Genomic DNA, 16487 nt, shown 5'->3' with positions numbered 1-16487 from the left:
TCATCGGGCTGCGGGCCCCGAGCTGCGGCGCACCACCAGCTCCGTGGGGACCAGGGGTGGCGGGGTGGCGTCGGCGGGCGACTCCTGCGGCCGGATCAGGTCGAGCAGGAGGTGCACCGCCCGCTGCCCGGCCTCGGCGAAGTGCTGGCGGACCGTGGTGAGGGGTGGCCGGAAGAACTCGGCCTCGGGCACGTCGTCGAATCCGACGACGCTGACGTCCTCGGGAACGCGGCGGCCGGCCTCGTCGAGTGCGCGCAGCGCGCCGAGGGCCATCTGGTCGTTGGCGGCGAAGACGGCCGTGAGAGCGGGATCGGCGGCGAGCATCGCCCGCATCCCGCAGTAGCCGGACCGGGCGCTCCAGTCCCCTTCGACGAGCGGGGGTTCCGGGGCCCCCGCCGCGTGCAGCGCGGCCCGCCAGCCCTCGACGCGCCAGCGGCTGTCGAGCCAGTCCTGCGGGCCGGCCAGGTGGTGCACGGTGCGGTGGCCGAACTCGAGCAGGTGCCGGGTGGCCGCCTGCGCCCCGTCGAGCTGGTCTGTGCCCACGGCGGTCGCGCCGGCCGCCGCGGCCCCGGCCAGTCCGCCGACGAAGATCGCGGGCAGGGCCCGCAGGCCGGCGGTGAGGGCCCGGACGGCGTCCTCCTGGGTGGCCAGCGCGATGACGCCCTCGACGGACTGGTCCTCCAGCCGGGTCAGCGCGCGCATCACCGCGTCGGAGCTCACCCGGTCGACGACCGCGATGCTCACCCCCAGCCCGAGGGCGCCCGCGGCCTGCTCGACGCCGTAGAGCGTGGTGACCGGGCCGTGCAGCACCGTGTCGAAGGTGATCACGCCGAGCGTCCCGGACCGGCGCGTGGCCAGCGCCCTGGCCACCGCGTTGCGCCGGTAGCCGAGCTGCTCCATCGCCGCCAGCACCTTGTTCCGGGTGGGCGCGCTGACGTGCGGGGACCCGTTGACGACGCGTGACACGGTCTGGTGGGAAACCCCCGCCAGCCGCGCCACGTCCGTCATGACGGGGGCGGGCGCCGAGTCGTGCATGCGTGCATGCTGCCCCAAACCGGGCCGCGGAGTGAGCGCCCTCGATCACGGTGCCCCCGGCCGGGTGACGCCGGTGGACGAGACCTGATCAGCGGAGCAAGGACCTCTTGACAAACCTTGTTAGCGCTAACAATGTGAGCGTTCACACCGTCGTGAGAAGGAGTGGGCTTCGTGAGCAGTCCCGGGGAGCGCGCCGTTGACCCGCGCCGCGCCGTGGCCGTGGGCATCGACTTCGGCACCTTGTCCGGCCGGGCCGTGGTGGTCCGGGTGGCGGACGGGGAGGAGCTCGCCGACGCCGTCCACCCGTACCCGCACGGCTCGGTGGAGCGGACCCTGCCCGCCACCGGCGCCGTGCTTCCGCCCGACTGGGCGCTGCAGGTGCCGGCGGACTGGGTGGAGGTGCTCCGCACCGCCGTGCCGAAGGCCGTGGCGGCGTCCGGGGTGGACCCGCGTGACGTGGTCGGCATCGGCACCGACTTCACGGCGTGCACGGTGCTGCCGACCCTCGCCGACGGCACCCCGCTGTGCGAGCTGCCGGAGCTGGCCGGCCGTCCGCACGCCTATCCGAAGCTGTGGAAGCACCACGCCGCGCAGGCCCAGGCCGACCGGATCACCGCACTCGCCGAGGACCGCGGCGAGGCGTGGCTCGCCCGGTACGGCGGCCGGATCTCCTCGGAGTGGGAGTTCGCCAAGGCGCTGCAGCTGCTGGAGGAGGACCCGGAGGTCTACGCCCGCACGCAGCGCTGGGTGGAGGCGGCCGACTGGATCATCTGGCAGCTGTGCGGGACGTACGTGCGCAACGCCTGCACCGCCGGCTACAAGGGCATCCACCAGGACGGCCGCTACCCGGGCCGGGAGTATCTCGCCGCCCTGAACCCCGGGTTCGCCGACTTCGTCGAGGCGAAGCTGGAGCACCCGATCGGCCGGCTCGGCGACCGCGCGGGCGGGCTCACGGCGCAGGCTGCCGCGTGGACCGGGCTGCCCGAGGGCATCGCGGTGGCCGTCGGCAACGTCGACGCGCACGTGACGGTGCCGGCGGCACAGGCCGTCGAGCCCGGCCAGATGGTGGCGATCATGGGCACCTCGACGTGCCACGTGATGGTGTCCGACCGGCTCGGCGAGGTGCCGGGGATGTGCGGCGTGGTCGACGGCGGCATCCTGCCCGGGCTCTGGGGCTACGAGGCCGGGCAGAGCGGGGTCGGCGACATCTTCGGCTGGTTCGTCGACACGAGCGTGCCGCCGAGCTACCACGAGCAGGCGGCCGAGCGCGGCCTCGACGTGCACGGCCTGCTCACCGAGCTGGCGGCCGGCCAGGCCGTCGGCGAGCACGGCCTGGTCGCGCTCGACTGGCACTCCGGCAACCGCTCGGTGCTGGTCGACCACGAGCTGTCCGGGCTGGTGGTGGGCCAGACGCTCGCCACCCGGCCGGAGGACACCTACCGCGCGCTGCTGGAGGCCACCGCCTTCGGCACCCGCACGATCATCGAGGCGTTCGAGCGCGCGGGTGTGCCGGTCGGCGAGCTGGTGGTGGCGGGCGGCCTGCTGAAGAACGCCCTGCTCATGCAGATCTACGCCGACGTGTGCGACCGCCCGCTCTCCACGATCGGCTCCGACCAGGGCCCGGCGCTCGGCTCGGCCATCCACGCCGCGGTCGCCGCCGGGGCGCACCCGGACGTCCACGCGGCAGCGGCGGCGATGGGCAAGGTCAACCGGGCCGTGTACCGGCCCGACCCCGCTCGGGCGCGCGCCTACGACGACCTCTACGCGGAGTACGTCCGCCTGCACGAGCACTTCGGCCGCCGCGGCGCAGGCGGCGGAAACGACGTGATGCACCGCCTGCGCGCCCTGCGCGCGGAAGCCATCAGGACGAAGAACACGAGCGGGAAGGACGGCCGGTGATCCCCGAGTCCGCGAAGGAAGTCGTCGACGAGCTGCGCGAGCAGGTCGCGGCGCTGCACGGCGAGCTGGTGCGCTACGGGCTCGTCGTGTGGACGGCGGGCAACGTCTCGGCCCGGGTGCCCGGGCACGACCTGTTCGTGATCAAGCCCAGCGGGGTGTCCTACGACGACCTCACCGCGGACGCCATCGTCGTCTGCGACCTCGACGGTGAGCTGGTGGACGGTGAGCTCTCCCCGTCCAGCGACACCGCGGCGCACGCCTACGTGTACCGGCACATGCCCGAGGTCGGGGGAGTGGTGCACACGCACTCGACGTACGCCAGTGCGTGGTCGGCGCGCGCCGAGCCGATCCCGTGCGCGTTGACGGCGATGGCCGACGAGTTCGGCGGGCCGATCCCGCTCGGCCCGTTCGCCCGCATCGGTGACGACTCGATCGGCCGCGGCATCGTCGAGACGCTGGCGGGCCACCGCTCCCGCGCCGTGCTCATGCAGAACCACGGGGTGTTCTCGATCGGTCCCGACGCGAAGGCCGCGGTGAAGGCGGCCGTGATGTGTGAGGACGTGGCTCGTTCCACGCACATCGCGCGTCAGCTCGGGCCGCTCGTCCCGATCCCACCCGACGACGTGGACGCGTTGTTCGACCGCTACCAGAACGTGTACGGCCAGACGGGGGCCCGGCGATGAGCGAGGACCGCGAGATCTGGTTCCTGACCGGGAGCCAGGGCCTGTACGGCGAGGACACTCTCGCCCAGGTCGCCGCCCAGTCGCAGGAGATCGCCCGTGCGCTCGACGCCTCGGGCGCCGCGCCGGTGCGGATCGTCTGGAAGCCGGTGCTGACCAGCTCCGACGGCATCCACCGGATGGCACTGGACGCCAACGCCGACCCGCGCTGCGTCGGGGTCACCGCGTGGATGCACACGTTCTCCCCGGCCAGGATGTGGATCGCCGGGCTCGACGCGCTGCGCAAGCCGTTGCTGCACCTGCACACCCAGGCCAACCGGTCGCTGCCGTGGGCGACGATCGACATGGACTTCATGAACCTCAACCAGGCCGCGCACGGCGACCGGGAGTTCGGCTACATCCAGGCGCGGCTCGGGGTGGTCCGCAAGATCGTCGCGGGCCACGTCGAGGATCCCGAGGTGCAGCGGCGCGTCGGGGCGTGGGCCCGGGCGGCGCTGGGCTGGGCCGAGGTCCGGTCGCTGCGGCTGGCCCGCTTCGGCGACACGATGCGGGACGTCGCCGTCACCGAGGGGGACCGCACCGAGGCCCAGTGGCGCTGGGGCGTCACCGTCAACGGCTACGCCGTCACCGACCTCGCCGAGGCCGTGCACGCGAGCCTCGACGCCGACGTCGACAAGCTCGTGGCGGAGTACGAGGACCGCTACGACGTGGTGCCGGAGCTGCGTGCGGGCGGCGACCGGCACGAGTCGCTGCGCTACGCGGCCCGGATCGAGCTGGGGCTGCGCGAGCTGCTCGCGGCGTCCGGCTCGATGGCGTTCACCACCAACTTCGAGGATCTCGGCGCGCTGCGCCAGCTCCCCGGGCTCGCCGTGCAGCGGCTGATGGCCGACGGCTACGGCTTCGCGGGGGAGGGCGACTGGAAGACCGCGATGCTGCTGCGCACGCTGAAGGTGGCAGCTTCCGGGCTGCCCGGCGGCACCTCGTTCATGGAGGACTACACCTACCACCTCGGCCCGGGACGCCCGCGGGTGCTCGGTGCGCACATGCTGGAGGTCTGCCCGACCGTCGCCGCCGCCACGCCGCGGGTGGAGATCCACCCGCTCGGCATCGGCGGCCGCGAGGACCCGGTGCGGATGGTCTTCGACGCCGCCCCCGGCCCCGGGGTCGTGGTGGGCATGTCGGACATGGGCGACCGGTTCCGGCTGGTGGCCAACGAGATCGAGGTCGTCCCCGCCGACGAGCCGCTGCCGAACCTGCCCGTCGCGAGGGCGGTCTGGGAGCCGGCGCCGGACCTCCGCACGTCGGCGGAGACCTGGATCATGGCGGGCGGTCCGCACCACACCGTCCTGTCCACCGCGCTCGGCGTCGAGGAGCTCGACGACCTCTCCGAGCTGGCCCGCACCGAGCTGGTGGTGATCGACGCGGACACCACGCCGCGCCGCTTCGCCCGCGAGCTGCGGTGGAACCAGGCGTACTACCGCCTGGCCGGAGCCCTGTAGTCCGTCCCACCGCGGCCTCCCACTGCTCGACGTCGGCTCGCCTCGGGACGAGGATGACCGTGGTCGGTTGTGGCCAGAGCGAGCTGCTCGGTGGCGGCTGTCCGGGTCCCGAACGCGATCGGAGGAACAGTGGAGCAGCGTTTCCGCGAGGCACTGGTGGCGCGGGGGTTCGCCCGGTCCGACCACGGCGTGCCCGAGAGCGCCAAGCGCTTCCCGGACGGGGCGCAGTGCCGGGTGGAGATCCCGAGCACCGAGGGCCCAGACGTGCTCGACGCGGTGCTGGCCGAGGCCGACGCCCGTGGCGTGCCCGTGCACCGGGTGTCCCAGGGCAGCGGGGCGCTGCTCCTCACCGACGCCGAGCTGGAGCGGATGGCGGCGACGGCGGCCCGGCGGCCGGTCGAGCTGAGCCTGTTCGCCCGGCCGCTCACCGGCTGGGGTGCGGCGTCGGCCGCGTCCCACACACCGGGCGGGGCGGCACTCGGTGCGCAGGCCCGCGGCACCGAGCAGCTGGTGCACGTGCTGGAGGACATCGCCCGCGCGGTGGACGCGGGCGTGCGCAGCGTGCTCGTCACCGACCTCGGGGTGCTGGAGACCGCGGCGTCGCTGCGCGCCGCGGGGGAGTTCCCGGCCGACCTCCAGTTCAAGATCAGCGTGCAGATGGGCCTGTCGAACCCGGCCGCGATCCGGCTCGCGGAGCGGCTGGGCGCCGACACCTACAACGTGCCCACCGACATGACGCTCGGCGAGCTCGCCGCGGTCCGCGCGGCCGTCGACATCCCGCTGGACGTCTACATCGAGTCGCCCAACGACCTCGGCGGGTTCGTCCGGCACGCCGAGATCGCCGACATCGTGCGGGTGGCCGCACCGGTGTACCTGAAGTTCGGGCTGGCCAACACCCCGGTGATCTACCCGAGCGGCACGCATCTTGACCAGGTCACCGTCGCGCTGGGGCGGGAACGGGTCCGGCGCGCGCAGATCGGGCTCGAACGCCTCCACCGCACGATGCCCGACGCGGTGATGTCGGCGATCCCCGCCGCCGGTCTGGCCCTGCCGAGCCTCTGAACCCGGGGGCGACTCGAGGGCGGAATTCGGGCGACTCGCGGGGGGTGGCGTCAAGCCGACGTGCTCCGCGTCATGTCCGTGCGGCCGCATCTCCTACGAACGGGCTAGGTACTCCGACTGGGCGCTTCGCGGCTCCCGGCCCGGGAGTTCCAGATCTCGCGTCTTCGTGCGATATCCCGCGTATGTCGGTCCGGGTTTCCTGTCTCCAGCCCCACCACTGGACCCAGGAGCAGTAATGAAGATCAGGAACCTTGCCGTGGCGCTGGCTGCGACCGCCGCCGTCGGTCTGTTCACGGCGTCGACCGCGGCTGCGGCCGCGCCGGCCCGCGACACGCCGAAGCCGACCATCGTCCTGCTGCACGGCGCCTTCGAGGACGCTTCGGCCTGGAGCGGGGTCACCCAGCGGCTGCAGCACGACGGCTACCCGGTGATCGCCCCCGCCGTCGGTCTGCGGGGCGTCGCGACGGACACCGACCAGCTCAAGGGCGTCGTCGACGCCATCAAGGGTCCGAAGGTGCTCGTGTCGCACTCCTACGGCGGGATGCTCGTCAACGGGCTCGCCACCACCCCCGACGTGAAGGCACTCGTGTACGTCAACGCCTTCATCCCGCAGCCCGGGGAGAGCGCGGGCCAGCTGAACTCGCAGTTCCCGGGCAGCCTGCTCGGCCCGACCACGTCGCACACGGTGGACAGCCCGGCCGGTCCGGAGCTGTACGTCAACGCCGACAGCTTCCGCGAGGTCTTCGCGGGCGACGTCCCCGCCGCCACCGCGGCCGTGGCGGCGGCGCAGCAGCGGCCGATCCTGGCCGCTGCCTTCGACGACAAGGCCACCGCCGCCCTCCCCGGCTCGATCCGCAAGTACGCGCTGATCTCCACCGACGACAAGGCCATCCCCACCGCCGCGAAGGTCTTCATGGCCAAGCGGGTGGGCGCCACGATCACCGAGGTGGCCGGGTCGCACGCCGTGGCCGCCTCGAACCCGAAGGTCGTCGCCGACGAGATCGAGAAGGCCGCCCGGTCGTAGGACCGCGTCGTGCCCGCCGGCCCGTCACCCGTCGTGGTGGCGGGCCGGTCCCGTTCCGGGCTCGTCCGGCCGGGACAGGACGAGCTTCGCCAGCTGCACCCGTGAGTGCACGCCCAGCTTGGTGAACACCGCGCGCAGGTGCGTGTTGATCGTGCTGGGGGACAGGTGGAGCTCGGCTGCGGCGGACCGGTTCGTGTGGCCGTCGCAGATCAGCTCCGCGACGCGGCGCTCCATCGTCGTCAACGACTCCCAGCCGGTCGCGGCCCGCGGCCGCGACTCGGCGGAACCACGGGGACGGCGCGCCCCCGCCGGCTGCAGCAGCCGCTGGACCCGCAGCACTGCGGCCGTGGCACCGCACGCGGCGAAACCGTCCCGGGCGCGCTGCAGCGACTCGGCACCGGACGGGTCGCCCTCGTCCAGTGCCGCCCGCCCGACCTCCTCCTCGGAGCGGGCCAGCAGCAGCGGACGCCGAGCCTCCCGCAGCAGGTCGACTGCGCCGACCGGCTTCCCGATGACCAGCCCGTGCGTCAGGGCCGCGGCGCCCGCCATGCTCGCGACGCCGGGGTTGCGCGCCGCGAGCGCGCCCAGCACGTCGTCGGCAGCATGCAGGGTGTCGCCGTCACCGCAGCGGTGGGCCGCGCACGCCGCCTCGACGAGAAGCTCCTCCGGCCACGGCACCGCCCCCGCAGCGAGCTCCCGCACGAGCCCGGCGGCGGCGTCAGGCTCGTCCTCCGCGAAGGCGAGCAGCGCCTGCCCGACCGGCACGGGGACCCCTCGCCGTTCGGCCTCGGCGATCCGCGACCGCACCTCGGACAGCTCGCCGCGATGGAGCGCGACCAGGGTGAGGACGTGCCACAGCCGAGGGTCGACAGCGGCGTCGCCGAGGTCGCCCGACCGCCTCAGAGCGGCGGTCGCGGCAGCCTGCGCGGCGTCGAGGCGGCCGACGCCGAGCTCGAGGACGGCCCGGACCAGCGAGACCTGGGGCGCCTGCCAGGAGTCGGAGTCGGCGCCGTGGGCGTCGAGATCGGCCAGCCGCGCCAGCGCGCCGTCGATGTCGTCGAGACGGCCGCGAACCAGCAGCTCGCGCAGTTCCAGCCGGCTCGTGGGCAGGCTGCCCGCCTCGCCTGCGCCCTCCTCGGCCGCGGCTCTCGCCTGCTCGTAGTACCCGCGTGCCGCCCCGTACTCGTCGGCGCGTTCGGCCTGCTCGGCGCGGGCGACCAGCTGCAGCGACCGGGCGACCGGATCGGGGGCGAGCTCGCCGCCGTCCGAACCGGTGGCGAGCGCCGCGTAGGCGGCGAGCCGGGCGCGGAGCGCGGGAGCGGCCCCGGCGAACCGCGCGTCGCGGGTGCGCCCGGCGAGCTCGTCGAGCCGCCCGGTCGACCACAGGTGCGGAGCGAGGCTCAGCTGGGTGACCGCGGCCGTCCCGGGCGACACCGCCGGATCCTGGAGCAGCCGGTCCACGAACGCCGCCGCCTCGTCGTGGTGCCGCGCGGTGACCAGGATCGCGACCACGTCGCGGGCCAGCTGCTCCCGCTCGGGATCGTCGTCGGCCACGAGCTCGAACGCGCGCCGGATGATCGTCACCGCCGTGAGGGCCATGGTCCCGAGCAGCTCCTTCGCCGCGCGTTGCAGGACCCGTACCGCGGTGGCGTCGCCGGGCACCGCCGACGCGAGGACGTGCGGGGCGGCAGCAGCGTGTCCGCGCCCCGAGGCGATGAGATGCGCGGCCACGGACCGGTGCATCACGGCCCGCACGGACGGCGGCATGTCCTGGTAGACGGCCCGGCGCAACAGCTCGTGCCGGAAGGTGATCGTGACACCGTCGTCGGTCAGCAGCCCGAGCCCGATGGCCTCTTCGAGGGGGCCGGTCAGCTGCGTGGCCGGCTCACCCAGCAGGTGCGCGAGGTCGTCGAGCCGGGACTGCACCCCCAGGACGCCGGCCGCCCGGAGCAGGGCCCGGCATCGCTCGGACGTGCCGGCCGTGCGCCTGCGGACCCCGTCGAGCAGCCCGGCGGGCAGGTCGTCGCCGTGGTCACCGGCGTCGTCCGGCCCGATCAGGCCGCGGAGCAGGGCAACCGCCAGGAACGGGTTGCCGCGCGTGCCGAGGAGGCGCTGGGCCAGCTCCGGGCCGGCCGCGTGTCCCAGGTGGTCGACGGCCACGGCGAGGACGGCCTCGTCGCGCAGCGGTGCCAGGTCGATCCACCGCACCCACCGGCTCCGCTCCAAGCCGCCCACGACCTGGTCGGCCGGACCCCCGGCAGTCGGACGGGTGCCGAGCAGAAACGCGATCGGTGCGGAGCGGAGCCTCCCGACGAGGACGCGCAGCACGAACGCCGTCAACGGGTCGGCCCACTGCGCGTCGTCGAGCGCGATGAGCAGGGGCGTCGACCCGGTCCGGCGCTGCAGCAGCACGGCCAGGTGCTCGACGAGCCAGAGCGGCTGCGCCGTGAGCGGTGCCAGGTCGAGGAACTCCTGCGAGTCGAGCACCGGCGCCGGGCCGCAGCGCAGAGCCGGACCGAGCGACGCCAGCGGGCTCAGCTCGTCGGTCTCGTGCGCGGCCGCAACGGCGGCGGTGAACCCGAGTGCTGTGGCCTGGTCGGCCGAGGCGTCGAGCAGCGCGCTCTTGCCGATCCCGGGCTCGCCGCGCACCACCACCAGCGCCGACCGGCCGCTCTGCGCGTGGCGCAGCGCGGCCAGCACCGTGCCCAGCTCCGCGTCCCGTCCGCGCAGCGGCTGAGCGGCCTGGTGCGGGGCGGGCATGGGTCCCTTTCTATCAGCGACGGCCGTGCACCGCGGTCGGCAGCGGGAGCCGCGGGGCGTCAGCCCACCGTGAGGACGATCTTGCCGATGCTCCCCGAGGACTCCATCCGGCGGTGCGCGGCGCGCAGCGTCTCGGCGTTCAGCGGGCCGAGCCGTTCGGAGATGGTGGTGCGCAGCACCCTGTCGTCGACGAGCCGGGCGACCGTGTCGAGCAGCTCACGCTGGTAGGTGCTCTCCGGCTCGTGGAGGGGCCGGGAGAACATGAACTCCCAGTGCCAGGCCTGGCTCTTCGACTTCAGCGGCAGCGTGTCCAGGCCCTCGGGCTCGTCGATCGCGACGACCGCGCCGCGCGGGCGGAGGATCTCGGCGTAGGTCTCGACGTTGCCCGCGGAGAAGGGCGAGAGGATCGCGTCGACGCCGCCGGGGGCGACCTCCCGGATCTCCTCGCGCAGGTGGTGGTGGTTGACGACGTGGTGGGCGCCCATGTCCTGCACCCACCTCTTCGACTCCGGCCGGGACGCGGTGCCGATCACCGTGACCCCGGTGAGCTTGCGGGCCAGCTGCACGGCCATCGAGCCGACGCCGCCCGCGCCCGCCATGACGAGCAGGGTGCCCTGGCTGTCGGGGCCGAGCCGGAGATGGTCGAAGAGGGCCTCCCACGCCGTGATCGCGGTGAGCGGGAGGGCGGCCGCCTCGGCGAAGTCCAGGATCCTCGGCTTGTGCCCGGTGATCCGCTCGTCGACGAGCTGGTGACCGGCGTTGCTGCCGGGGCGGGCGATGGAGCCCGCGTAGTAGACCTCGTCGCCGACCGAGAAGGATGTGACCGCGGCACCGGTGCCGACCACGACGCCCGCGGCGTCGAACCCGAGGATCTTCGGCTCACCGCCGGGATCGACGCCGGCGCGCACCTTGGCGTCGGCGGGGTTGACCGACACGGCGCGCACCTCGACGAGCAGGTCGTGCGGACCGGGCGTCGGGATGTCGATCTCGATGTCGATCAGCGCATCCGGGGCGTCGATCGGCCCGCTGTTCCGGTAGGCCACGGCGCGGGTACGGGTTGCAGTGTTCGTCATGCCCCGACGCTACCTCTGAGACAGTAGTAACCCGCAAGGGAACGTAGTTCCTTCAGGGTACTACGATGGGGTGCATGACGGAATGCGGCGCGAGGGACGTCTACGCGGCGAACTGCCCCTGCCGTTCGGTTCTGGACCTGCTGGCCGACAAATGGAGCGCGCTGGCGCTGGGTGCCCTGGAGGACGGTCCCCGGCGGTTCGGCGCGATCAAGAACCGGTTGCAGGGCATCAGTCCCAAGGTGCTCACCGCGGTGCTGCGCCGTCTCGAGGACCACGGGCTCGTCACCCGGACGGTTTTCCCGGCGGTCCCGTTGCACGTCGAATATGCACTCACCCCGCTCGGGGTCGACGCGTGCCGCCCGCTGAACGCATTGCGAACGTGGGTCGAGGCGAACATCGACCGGTTCCCGGTCTCGGCCTGACGCCACCGTGCACACCGGTTGGCCACCGCGCACACGGCATGACGTGTGTGCGGTGGCCACGAGATGTGCGCGGTGGCGCAGAAATGTCAGCCGGCCGGCATGAGCACCTTGTCGATCACGAAAACGGTGGCGTTGGACGTCGGGATGTTCCCGCACAGGACCGTGGCGGTGTTGCCCTTGCCGTCGGTGACGGTCGGGGCGTCGGCGGTGCCGCCGATGGTGACGTCCCCGCCCGCGAGCTCGGTGAGCTTGTTCGCCTCGACGAGGCCCGCGGCGTCGTAGCGCTTCGGCACGACGTGGTAGGACAGGATCGCGCCGAGCTGCTGCTGGTCGGACAGCAGGCCGTTGAACGCCTGGTCGCCCATCGTGGTCTTCACCTGGTCGAACGCCCCGTTGTAGGGGGCGAAGACGGTGATGGCCTGCTGCGAGTTGAGGGTGTCGGCCAGCCCGGGAACCGCCGTCACGGCGGAGACCAGGGTGCTCAGCAGCGGGTTCGTGGCGGCCGCGCTGGCCACCGGCTGCGGGCCCATGTTGTCGAGCGAGCCGGGTGCGTCGCCCTGCGGGAGCTGGCCGCAGGCGGGTCCGAACACGTCGTCGTTGGTGGTGACGCCGTTGCTCGCCGCAGCGGGCGCGGAGGACATCGGGGCGGCGGCGGGGGGAGGGCCGGCCGGCTCCTCGGAGCCGCCGCAGGCGGCGAGCGTCACGGTCAGGACGGCCAGGGCGCCGACGGCGGCCATTCGCTGGGTCTTGCGCACGGTGTTGCCTCCTCGAATCTGCCCGGTCATTCCGGGCTCGGAGAGCATTCGCATTCCGGACGGCATCGGTTCGGTCCCGGAGAGATTTTCTCGGTGAGTTTCAGGCGACGGTGAAAATGGTGGCGGGCCAGCCGGACGCGCCGTCCGGAATCGGCTCGGCCCGCATTTCGGTCTGGCCGACGCCGTTCTTGTCGGTGGCGCGGGCCTGCACGGTGTGGCTGCCGGGCGCGAGATCGAACGAGGCGCGCCACATCCGCCAGGTGTCGGCGTTGACCTCGGTGGCGAGCTCGGCGTCTCGCCACGCGCCGCCGTCCATGCGGACCTCCACCCTGCTCACGCCCGTGGGTTGCGACCAGGCGATCCCGGCCACCGTGACGCGTCCGCGCGCGGCGGTGGCGAACCCGCGGGGGGTGTCGATGCGGCACTGGGTCTTGATGGGGGCCTTCTGCGCCCAGCCGCGTTCGAGCCAGTAGCCGGACTCGGCGCTGAACGTCGTGAGCTCCAGGTCGGTGAGCCATTTCGTGCCGGAGACGTAGCCGTAGAGGCCGGGCACGAGCATGCGCACCGGGAAGCCGTGCTCGGGCGGGAGTGCCTCGCCGTTCATGCCGATCGCCAGCAGCGCGCCGCGGCCGGGTTCGAGCACGACCTCGGTGGGCGTGCCCGTGTACCAGCCGTCGACGCTGGTGGAGTAGAGCTGGTCGGCCCCTGGCCGGACGCCCGCTTCGAGCAGGAGGTCGCGCAGGTCGACGCCGATGAAGTTCGCGGTGGAGATCAGCGGGCCGCCCACGGGGTTGGAGACGCAGGTCAGCGTGATGGTCCGCTCCACCAGGGGACGGGCGAGCAGGTCGTCGAAGGTCAGGACGATCTCGTTGTCGACCATGCCGTGGATGCGCATCGACCAGTCCTCGGCCCGCTGCGCCGGCACCCGCAACGCCACGTCGATCCGGTAGAAGTCCGGGTTCGCGGTGAGGAAGGTTGGGGTGCCCAGCTCGGGGAACGCGGCCCGTGGCGGGATCGCCGGAGCCCGCTCGACGAGGCGGGCGCGGGCCAGCCGGTCGGTCACCGTCCGGCTGGAGTCGCCCACCCCGCCGCTGAGGAGCTGGCCGACGCCACCGGCGGCGAGCGACACCACCGCCACGGCGGCCGACGAACCGATGAGCAGGGTGCGCCGGGAGACTCCCGCGTGGTCGTCACCACCGGCTGCAGGGACGTAGGCGCGGGTCGCGAGTGCGTGCAGCCCGCGGAACGCGTCGACACCCACGACCAGCGCCGCGGCGGGCGCCGCCAGGTCAACCCAGGTCAACGCCGGCCCGGTGACCACCGCGAGGAGACCGAGCAGCCCCAGGCCGCCGATGACGACGATCCCCGGCGCCGGGCGGCGGACCGACGCCAGGCCCGCAGCCACGGCGACGACCGCGATGACCACGGCCATCCCCCCGAGCAGCACCGGCTTGTCGGCGGTACCGAACGTGGTCTTGGCGAACTCGGTGAGGAACTGCGGGGAGAACCGGATGACGACGTCCCCCACGGCCAGGAACGGCGAGGACGCTGGGGAGATCAGCGCCGCCACGAGATGCCCGGCCCCGAGCGCGGCACCCACCGCCAGCACCGCCTCCGCTGCGGCGGCGACCCGCGGGATGGCGGCTCGCGGTGGGCGGAGCGGCGGCGCGGGCGGGGCGGTCGGGTTCACGACGAGCGTTCGCGCGTCACGCCTGTCCGGTTCGGCTGCTTGCGGGACTTCCCGGGACGATTGGTCAGGTCTGCACGGGGCCGGTGGCGACGACGGTGGTGGGCATGGTGGGCATGGCCCGGCCGGGCTCGAGCGAGATCGCGTAGGCGGAGAAGGCCGGGGCGCCGACGGCGGGCCCGATGCTGTGGACACCCGGTCCGGGTGCGGTGACGTCGAACATGCCCACCGGCTGCGGGGGGCCGCCGTCGATCCCCCACAGGACGTAGATCGAGTCGGAGCGGTTGTTCGGGACGACGCCGGTGGTCACGACCGTGCGGTCCGATGCGGTGGTGAGCACGGCCGCGACCGGATCGCCCGACGTGGTGCTCAGCGTGGCATGCGTGGTGCCGGGCTGATCCAGCTGCGTGACGATGTCGGCCAGCGACTGCGACTGCGCGATCTCGGCGTCACGCTGCTGCTGCAGCTGCGCCGCGTAGACGGCCAGACCACCCACGCCCAGTACGGCCACCAGCACCACGACGGCGGCGACGAGGCGTCGCCGTCCGATGGTCGCCCACGTCGGACGGCGACGGGCCCCGGTGTCGGAGGGGGCCGGCAGGCCGACATCCGGCCGGACGGGCGCCCGCCGCGGCGGGTCCTCGGGTTCGCGTTCCCGGGGGGCCGGCGGGCGCACCTGCGGTGTCTCGGCGGCCTGGGCCAGGATGTTGTCGCGCAGCCGCGGCGGCGGGTCGGTCTGCTCCGCGGTGTCGGCCAGGCCGCCCATGATCAGCTCGGTGTCGCGCACCATCTCGCGGCAGGACTCGCAGGTCGGGAGGTGGGCTTCCATCGCCAGTTCGTCGTCGGGTTCGAGCGCGTGCAGCGCCCAGCCGACCGCGTGCTCGTTCATCGCGCAGGCCTGCTGCTCGTCGGCGCTCATCGGGCATCGCCCGTGGTGCCGGCGTTGTCGGTGCGGGTGGTGTCGGAGCCGCCGTCGAGCAGCGGGGCGAGGACACCCCGCAGGCGCTGCATCCCGCTGAACATCCGCGACTTCACCGTGCCCAGCGGGACCCCGGTCATCGCAGCAACCTCCCGCTGGGTGTAGCCGCCGAAGTAGGCCAGTGCGAGCGCCTGCCGCTGGTCGGTGGGGAGCCCCCCGAGCGCCGTGCGGACCTGCCCGGCCTCCACCGAGCGCAGCGCGCCGTGGTCGGCACCCGGCCCCGGTGGGGCCGACCACTCCTGCCCCTCCTCGGCCGCCGGCACGGTGCGCCGACGGATCGCGCTCTCGCGGCGCACCGCGTCGACGGACTTGTGGTGCACGAGGGTCAGGATCCAGGTCCCGAAGCTGCCGCGGGCGGGGTCGAAGCGGTGCGGGTCGCGCCAGAAGGCCAGGAAGGCCTCCTGCACAACGTCCTCGGCCAGGCCGTCGTCGGCACAGATGCGGCGAGCGAGCGAGTAGGCCCGCCGACCGTACCGGTCGTACAGAACGGCCAGCCCGGACTCGACCCCGTTCGCGACGGACAGGACGAGATCCCCATCGGGTACGTCGGGCTCGCCGGTGGTCGGCGACCCGCCTCCGCGTCGGTTCGGCAGACTCGACCCCTCACGCGTGTCGGGGGCATCGGCCACCAGCGGGATCCTCACGTCAGCTTCTTCGCAGCGGAACGGTGTCCGGTTCAGAACCAGCTCAGAGTAGCCCGTCCGCCCCGTCGTCTCGCGTAGGCCGCGGGCCCGTCCGGGGAACCGGACGGATCACCCGCCGTGCTCGCAGCATCCGTCAGCTGACCCCGGCGCCGGTGCCGTACCAGGGGGTGTCCCGTGGATCTTGGTCGATGAGAGCCGTGATCCAGGTGGTTCCTGGCGGCGCCGCTGGGGCTATCGCGATTGAAGATCCGCGGGACGCCCCCTAACCTGGGTCGGACCGTCGTACGCCCGGCCTGGACCAGCCCGGGAGGAGTGGTCGTGACACCGACACCCGAACTGACCGTCCCTCGATCCACACAGGCGCGCCCCAGAGTGGGCCGCCCCCGGTGGTGGGACCGGCGGCGGGAGCAGCGCCGCCTGGCAGGCGAGGACCGCCGGGCCGCGCACCTGGCCGAGCTCCACCACATCCGCGCACTCGTCGGCGCCGCCCGCGCCGTGGTCGGGTCGGGGTGGGTCCAGCACGGCTGGTTCGCCTACCGCGACGAGCAGGGCGAGCACCGCACGGTCACCGCGGCCACCCTGCAGCGGATGGGCGACCGGCCGATCACCGGAGCCTGTCTCGTCGGCGCGATCGTGCAGGCGGGCGGCGGCCCGGCCGCCGTACGGAGCCAGCCGGTGCAGCGGGCGCTCGACCTGACCTGGCACACGCTCCACGGGAGCGAGCACGAGCCGGTCCACTGGTGCCCGGCCCCGCCGGTCCGCGCCGCCCACGTCCGGGACCTCACGCGCTGGAACGACCAGCCCGCCCGCACGTCCGCCGAGGTGCTCTCCCTGCTGCACGCCGTGGAGCGGGCGGCAGGGCAGGAGATCGCCCGCGCCGGCGCGCACCCGTAGGGCAACGCAGGCGCGTTCCGGAGCCGTACTGCTGTCGGACGGGGGTCACGGCAGCAGTACGGCTCCGAACTGCG

At 73.7% G+C, this 16487-nt stretch carries 14 protein-coding genes; 7 read left to right on the top strand and 7 right to left on the bottom strand.

What is annotated here, in order from left to right:
- Positions 1-1035, bottom strand: a complete 1035-nt coding sequence (locus ACQPZA_RS25680; RefSeq protein ID WP_433274507.1) for a LacI family DNA-binding transcriptional regulator — start codon at positions 1033-1035, stop codon at positions 1-3.
- Positions 1036-1206: 171 nt separating this feature from the next.
- Between ACQPZA_RS25680 and araB the strand changes: the two genes are divergently transcribed.
- The 5 genes from araB to ACQPZA_RS25655 all read left to right on the top strand — a co-directional run bounded on the left by araB (position 1207) and on the right by ACQPZA_RS25655 (position 7199).
- Positions 1207-2934: a ribulokinase gene (gene araB, locus ACQPZA_RS25675; protein WP_433274505.1), complete on the top strand. Its 1728-nt coding sequence runs from the start codon at positions 1207-1209 to the stop codon at positions 2932-2934.
- Positions 2931-3617 carry an L-ribulose-5-phosphate 4-epimerase gene (locus ACQPZA_RS25670; protein WP_169399175.1) on the top strand — a complete coding sequence of 229 codons (687 nt, stop codon included), beginning with the start codon at positions 2931-2933 and terminating at the stop codon, positions 3615-3617. Before araB ends, ACQPZA_RS25670 begins: the two co-directional genes overlap by 4 nt.
- The gene (gene araA / locus ACQPZA_RS25665) at positions 3614-5113 is read left to right on the top strand and encodes an L-arabinose isomerase (protein ID WP_433274503.1); all 1500 of its coding nucleotides are present in this window, start codon (positions 3614-3616) and stop codon (positions 5111-5113) included. Before ACQPZA_RS25670 ends, araA begins: the two co-directional genes overlap by 4 nt.
- 129 nt (positions 5114-5242) lie before the next feature.
- Complete coding sequence (locus tag ACQPZA_RS25660) at positions 5243-6175, top strand: U32 family peptidase (RefSeq protein WP_433274501.1); 933 nt, start codon at positions 5243-5245, stop codon at positions 6173-6175.
- 235 nt (positions 6176-6410) lie between these two features.
- Complete coding sequence (locus tag ACQPZA_RS25655; RefSeq protein WP_433274499.1) at positions 6411-7199, top strand: alpha/beta hydrolase; 789 nt, start codon at positions 6411-6413, stop codon at positions 7197-7199.
- A 24-nt stretch (positions 7200-7223) separates the two neighbouring features.
- Here the strand turns inward: ACQPZA_RS25655 and ACQPZA_RS25650 are convergent, their stop codons facing one another.
- Entirely contained in the window at positions 7224-9959 is a 2736-nt protein-coding gene (locus ACQPZA_RS25650; RefSeq protein WP_433274497.1) for an ATP-binding protein, read from the bottom strand.
- Between the two features lie 59 nt (positions 9960-10018).
- Positions 10019-11032 carry a zinc-binding alcohol dehydrogenase family protein gene (locus tag ACQPZA_RS25645; RefSeq protein WP_433274495.1) on the bottom strand — a complete coding sequence of 338 codons (1014 nt, stop codon included), beginning with the start codon at positions 11030-11032 and terminating at the stop codon, positions 10019-10021.
- A gap of 74 nt (positions 11033-11106) precedes the next feature.
- Here ACQPZA_RS25645 and ACQPZA_RS25640 point away from each other — a divergent pair, with 74 nt between their 5' ends.
- Complete coding sequence (locus ACQPZA_RS25640; protein ID WP_433274493.1) at positions 11107-11454, top strand: winged helix-turn-helix transcriptional regulator; 348 nt, start codon at positions 11107-11109, stop codon at positions 11452-11454.
- Positions 11455-11540: 86 nt separating this feature from the next.
- Here the strand turns inward: ACQPZA_RS25640 and ACQPZA_RS25635 are convergent, their stop codons facing one another.
- The 4 genes from ACQPZA_RS25635 to ACQPZA_RS25620 form a co-directional block, all read right to left on the bottom strand.
- On the bottom strand, positions 11541-12191 hold the full coding sequence (locus tag ACQPZA_RS25635; protein WP_433282989.1) for a fasciclin domain-containing protein: 651 nt from the start codon (positions 12189-12191) through the stop codon (positions 11541-11543).
- Positions 12192-12309: 118 nt separating this feature from the next.
- Positions 12310-13899 (bottom strand): molybdopterin-dependent oxidoreductase, encoded by a 1590-nt coding sequence (locus tag ACQPZA_RS25630; protein WP_433274491.1) that lies wholly within the window; start codon positions 13897-13899, stop codon positions 12310-12312.
- Between the two features lie 64 nt (positions 13900-13963).
- Positions 13964-14815 (bottom strand): anti-sigma factor domain-containing protein, encoded by an 852-nt coding sequence (locus ACQPZA_RS25625; RefSeq protein ID WP_433274489.1) that lies wholly within the window; start codon positions 14813-14815, stop codon positions 13964-13966.
- Complete coding sequence (locus tag ACQPZA_RS25620; RefSeq protein WP_433274487.1) at positions 14812-15519, bottom strand: RNA polymerase sigma factor; 708 nt, start codon at positions 15517-15519, stop codon at positions 14812-14814. Before ACQPZA_RS25620 ends, ACQPZA_RS25625 begins: the two co-directional genes overlap by 4 nt.
- Before the next feature lie 318 nt (positions 15520-15837).
- On the opposite strand from ACQPZA_RS25620, the gene ACQPZA_RS25615 reads away from it, so the two are divergent.
- Positions 15838-16413 (top strand): DUF6197 family protein, encoded by a 576-nt coding sequence (locus tag ACQPZA_RS25615; RefSeq protein WP_433274485.1) that lies wholly within the window; start codon positions 15838-15840, stop codon positions 16411-16413.
- Positions 16414-16487: the final 74 nt, after the last annotated feature.

The organism is Pseudonocardia xinjiangensis (genome assembly GCF_050948425.1).
Lineage (GTDB): Bacteria > Actinomycetota > Actinomycetes > Mycobacteriales > Pseudonocardiaceae > Pseudonocardia > Pseudonocardia xinjiangensis.
This window is presented reverse-complemented; position numbering and strand designations above follow the sequence as displayed.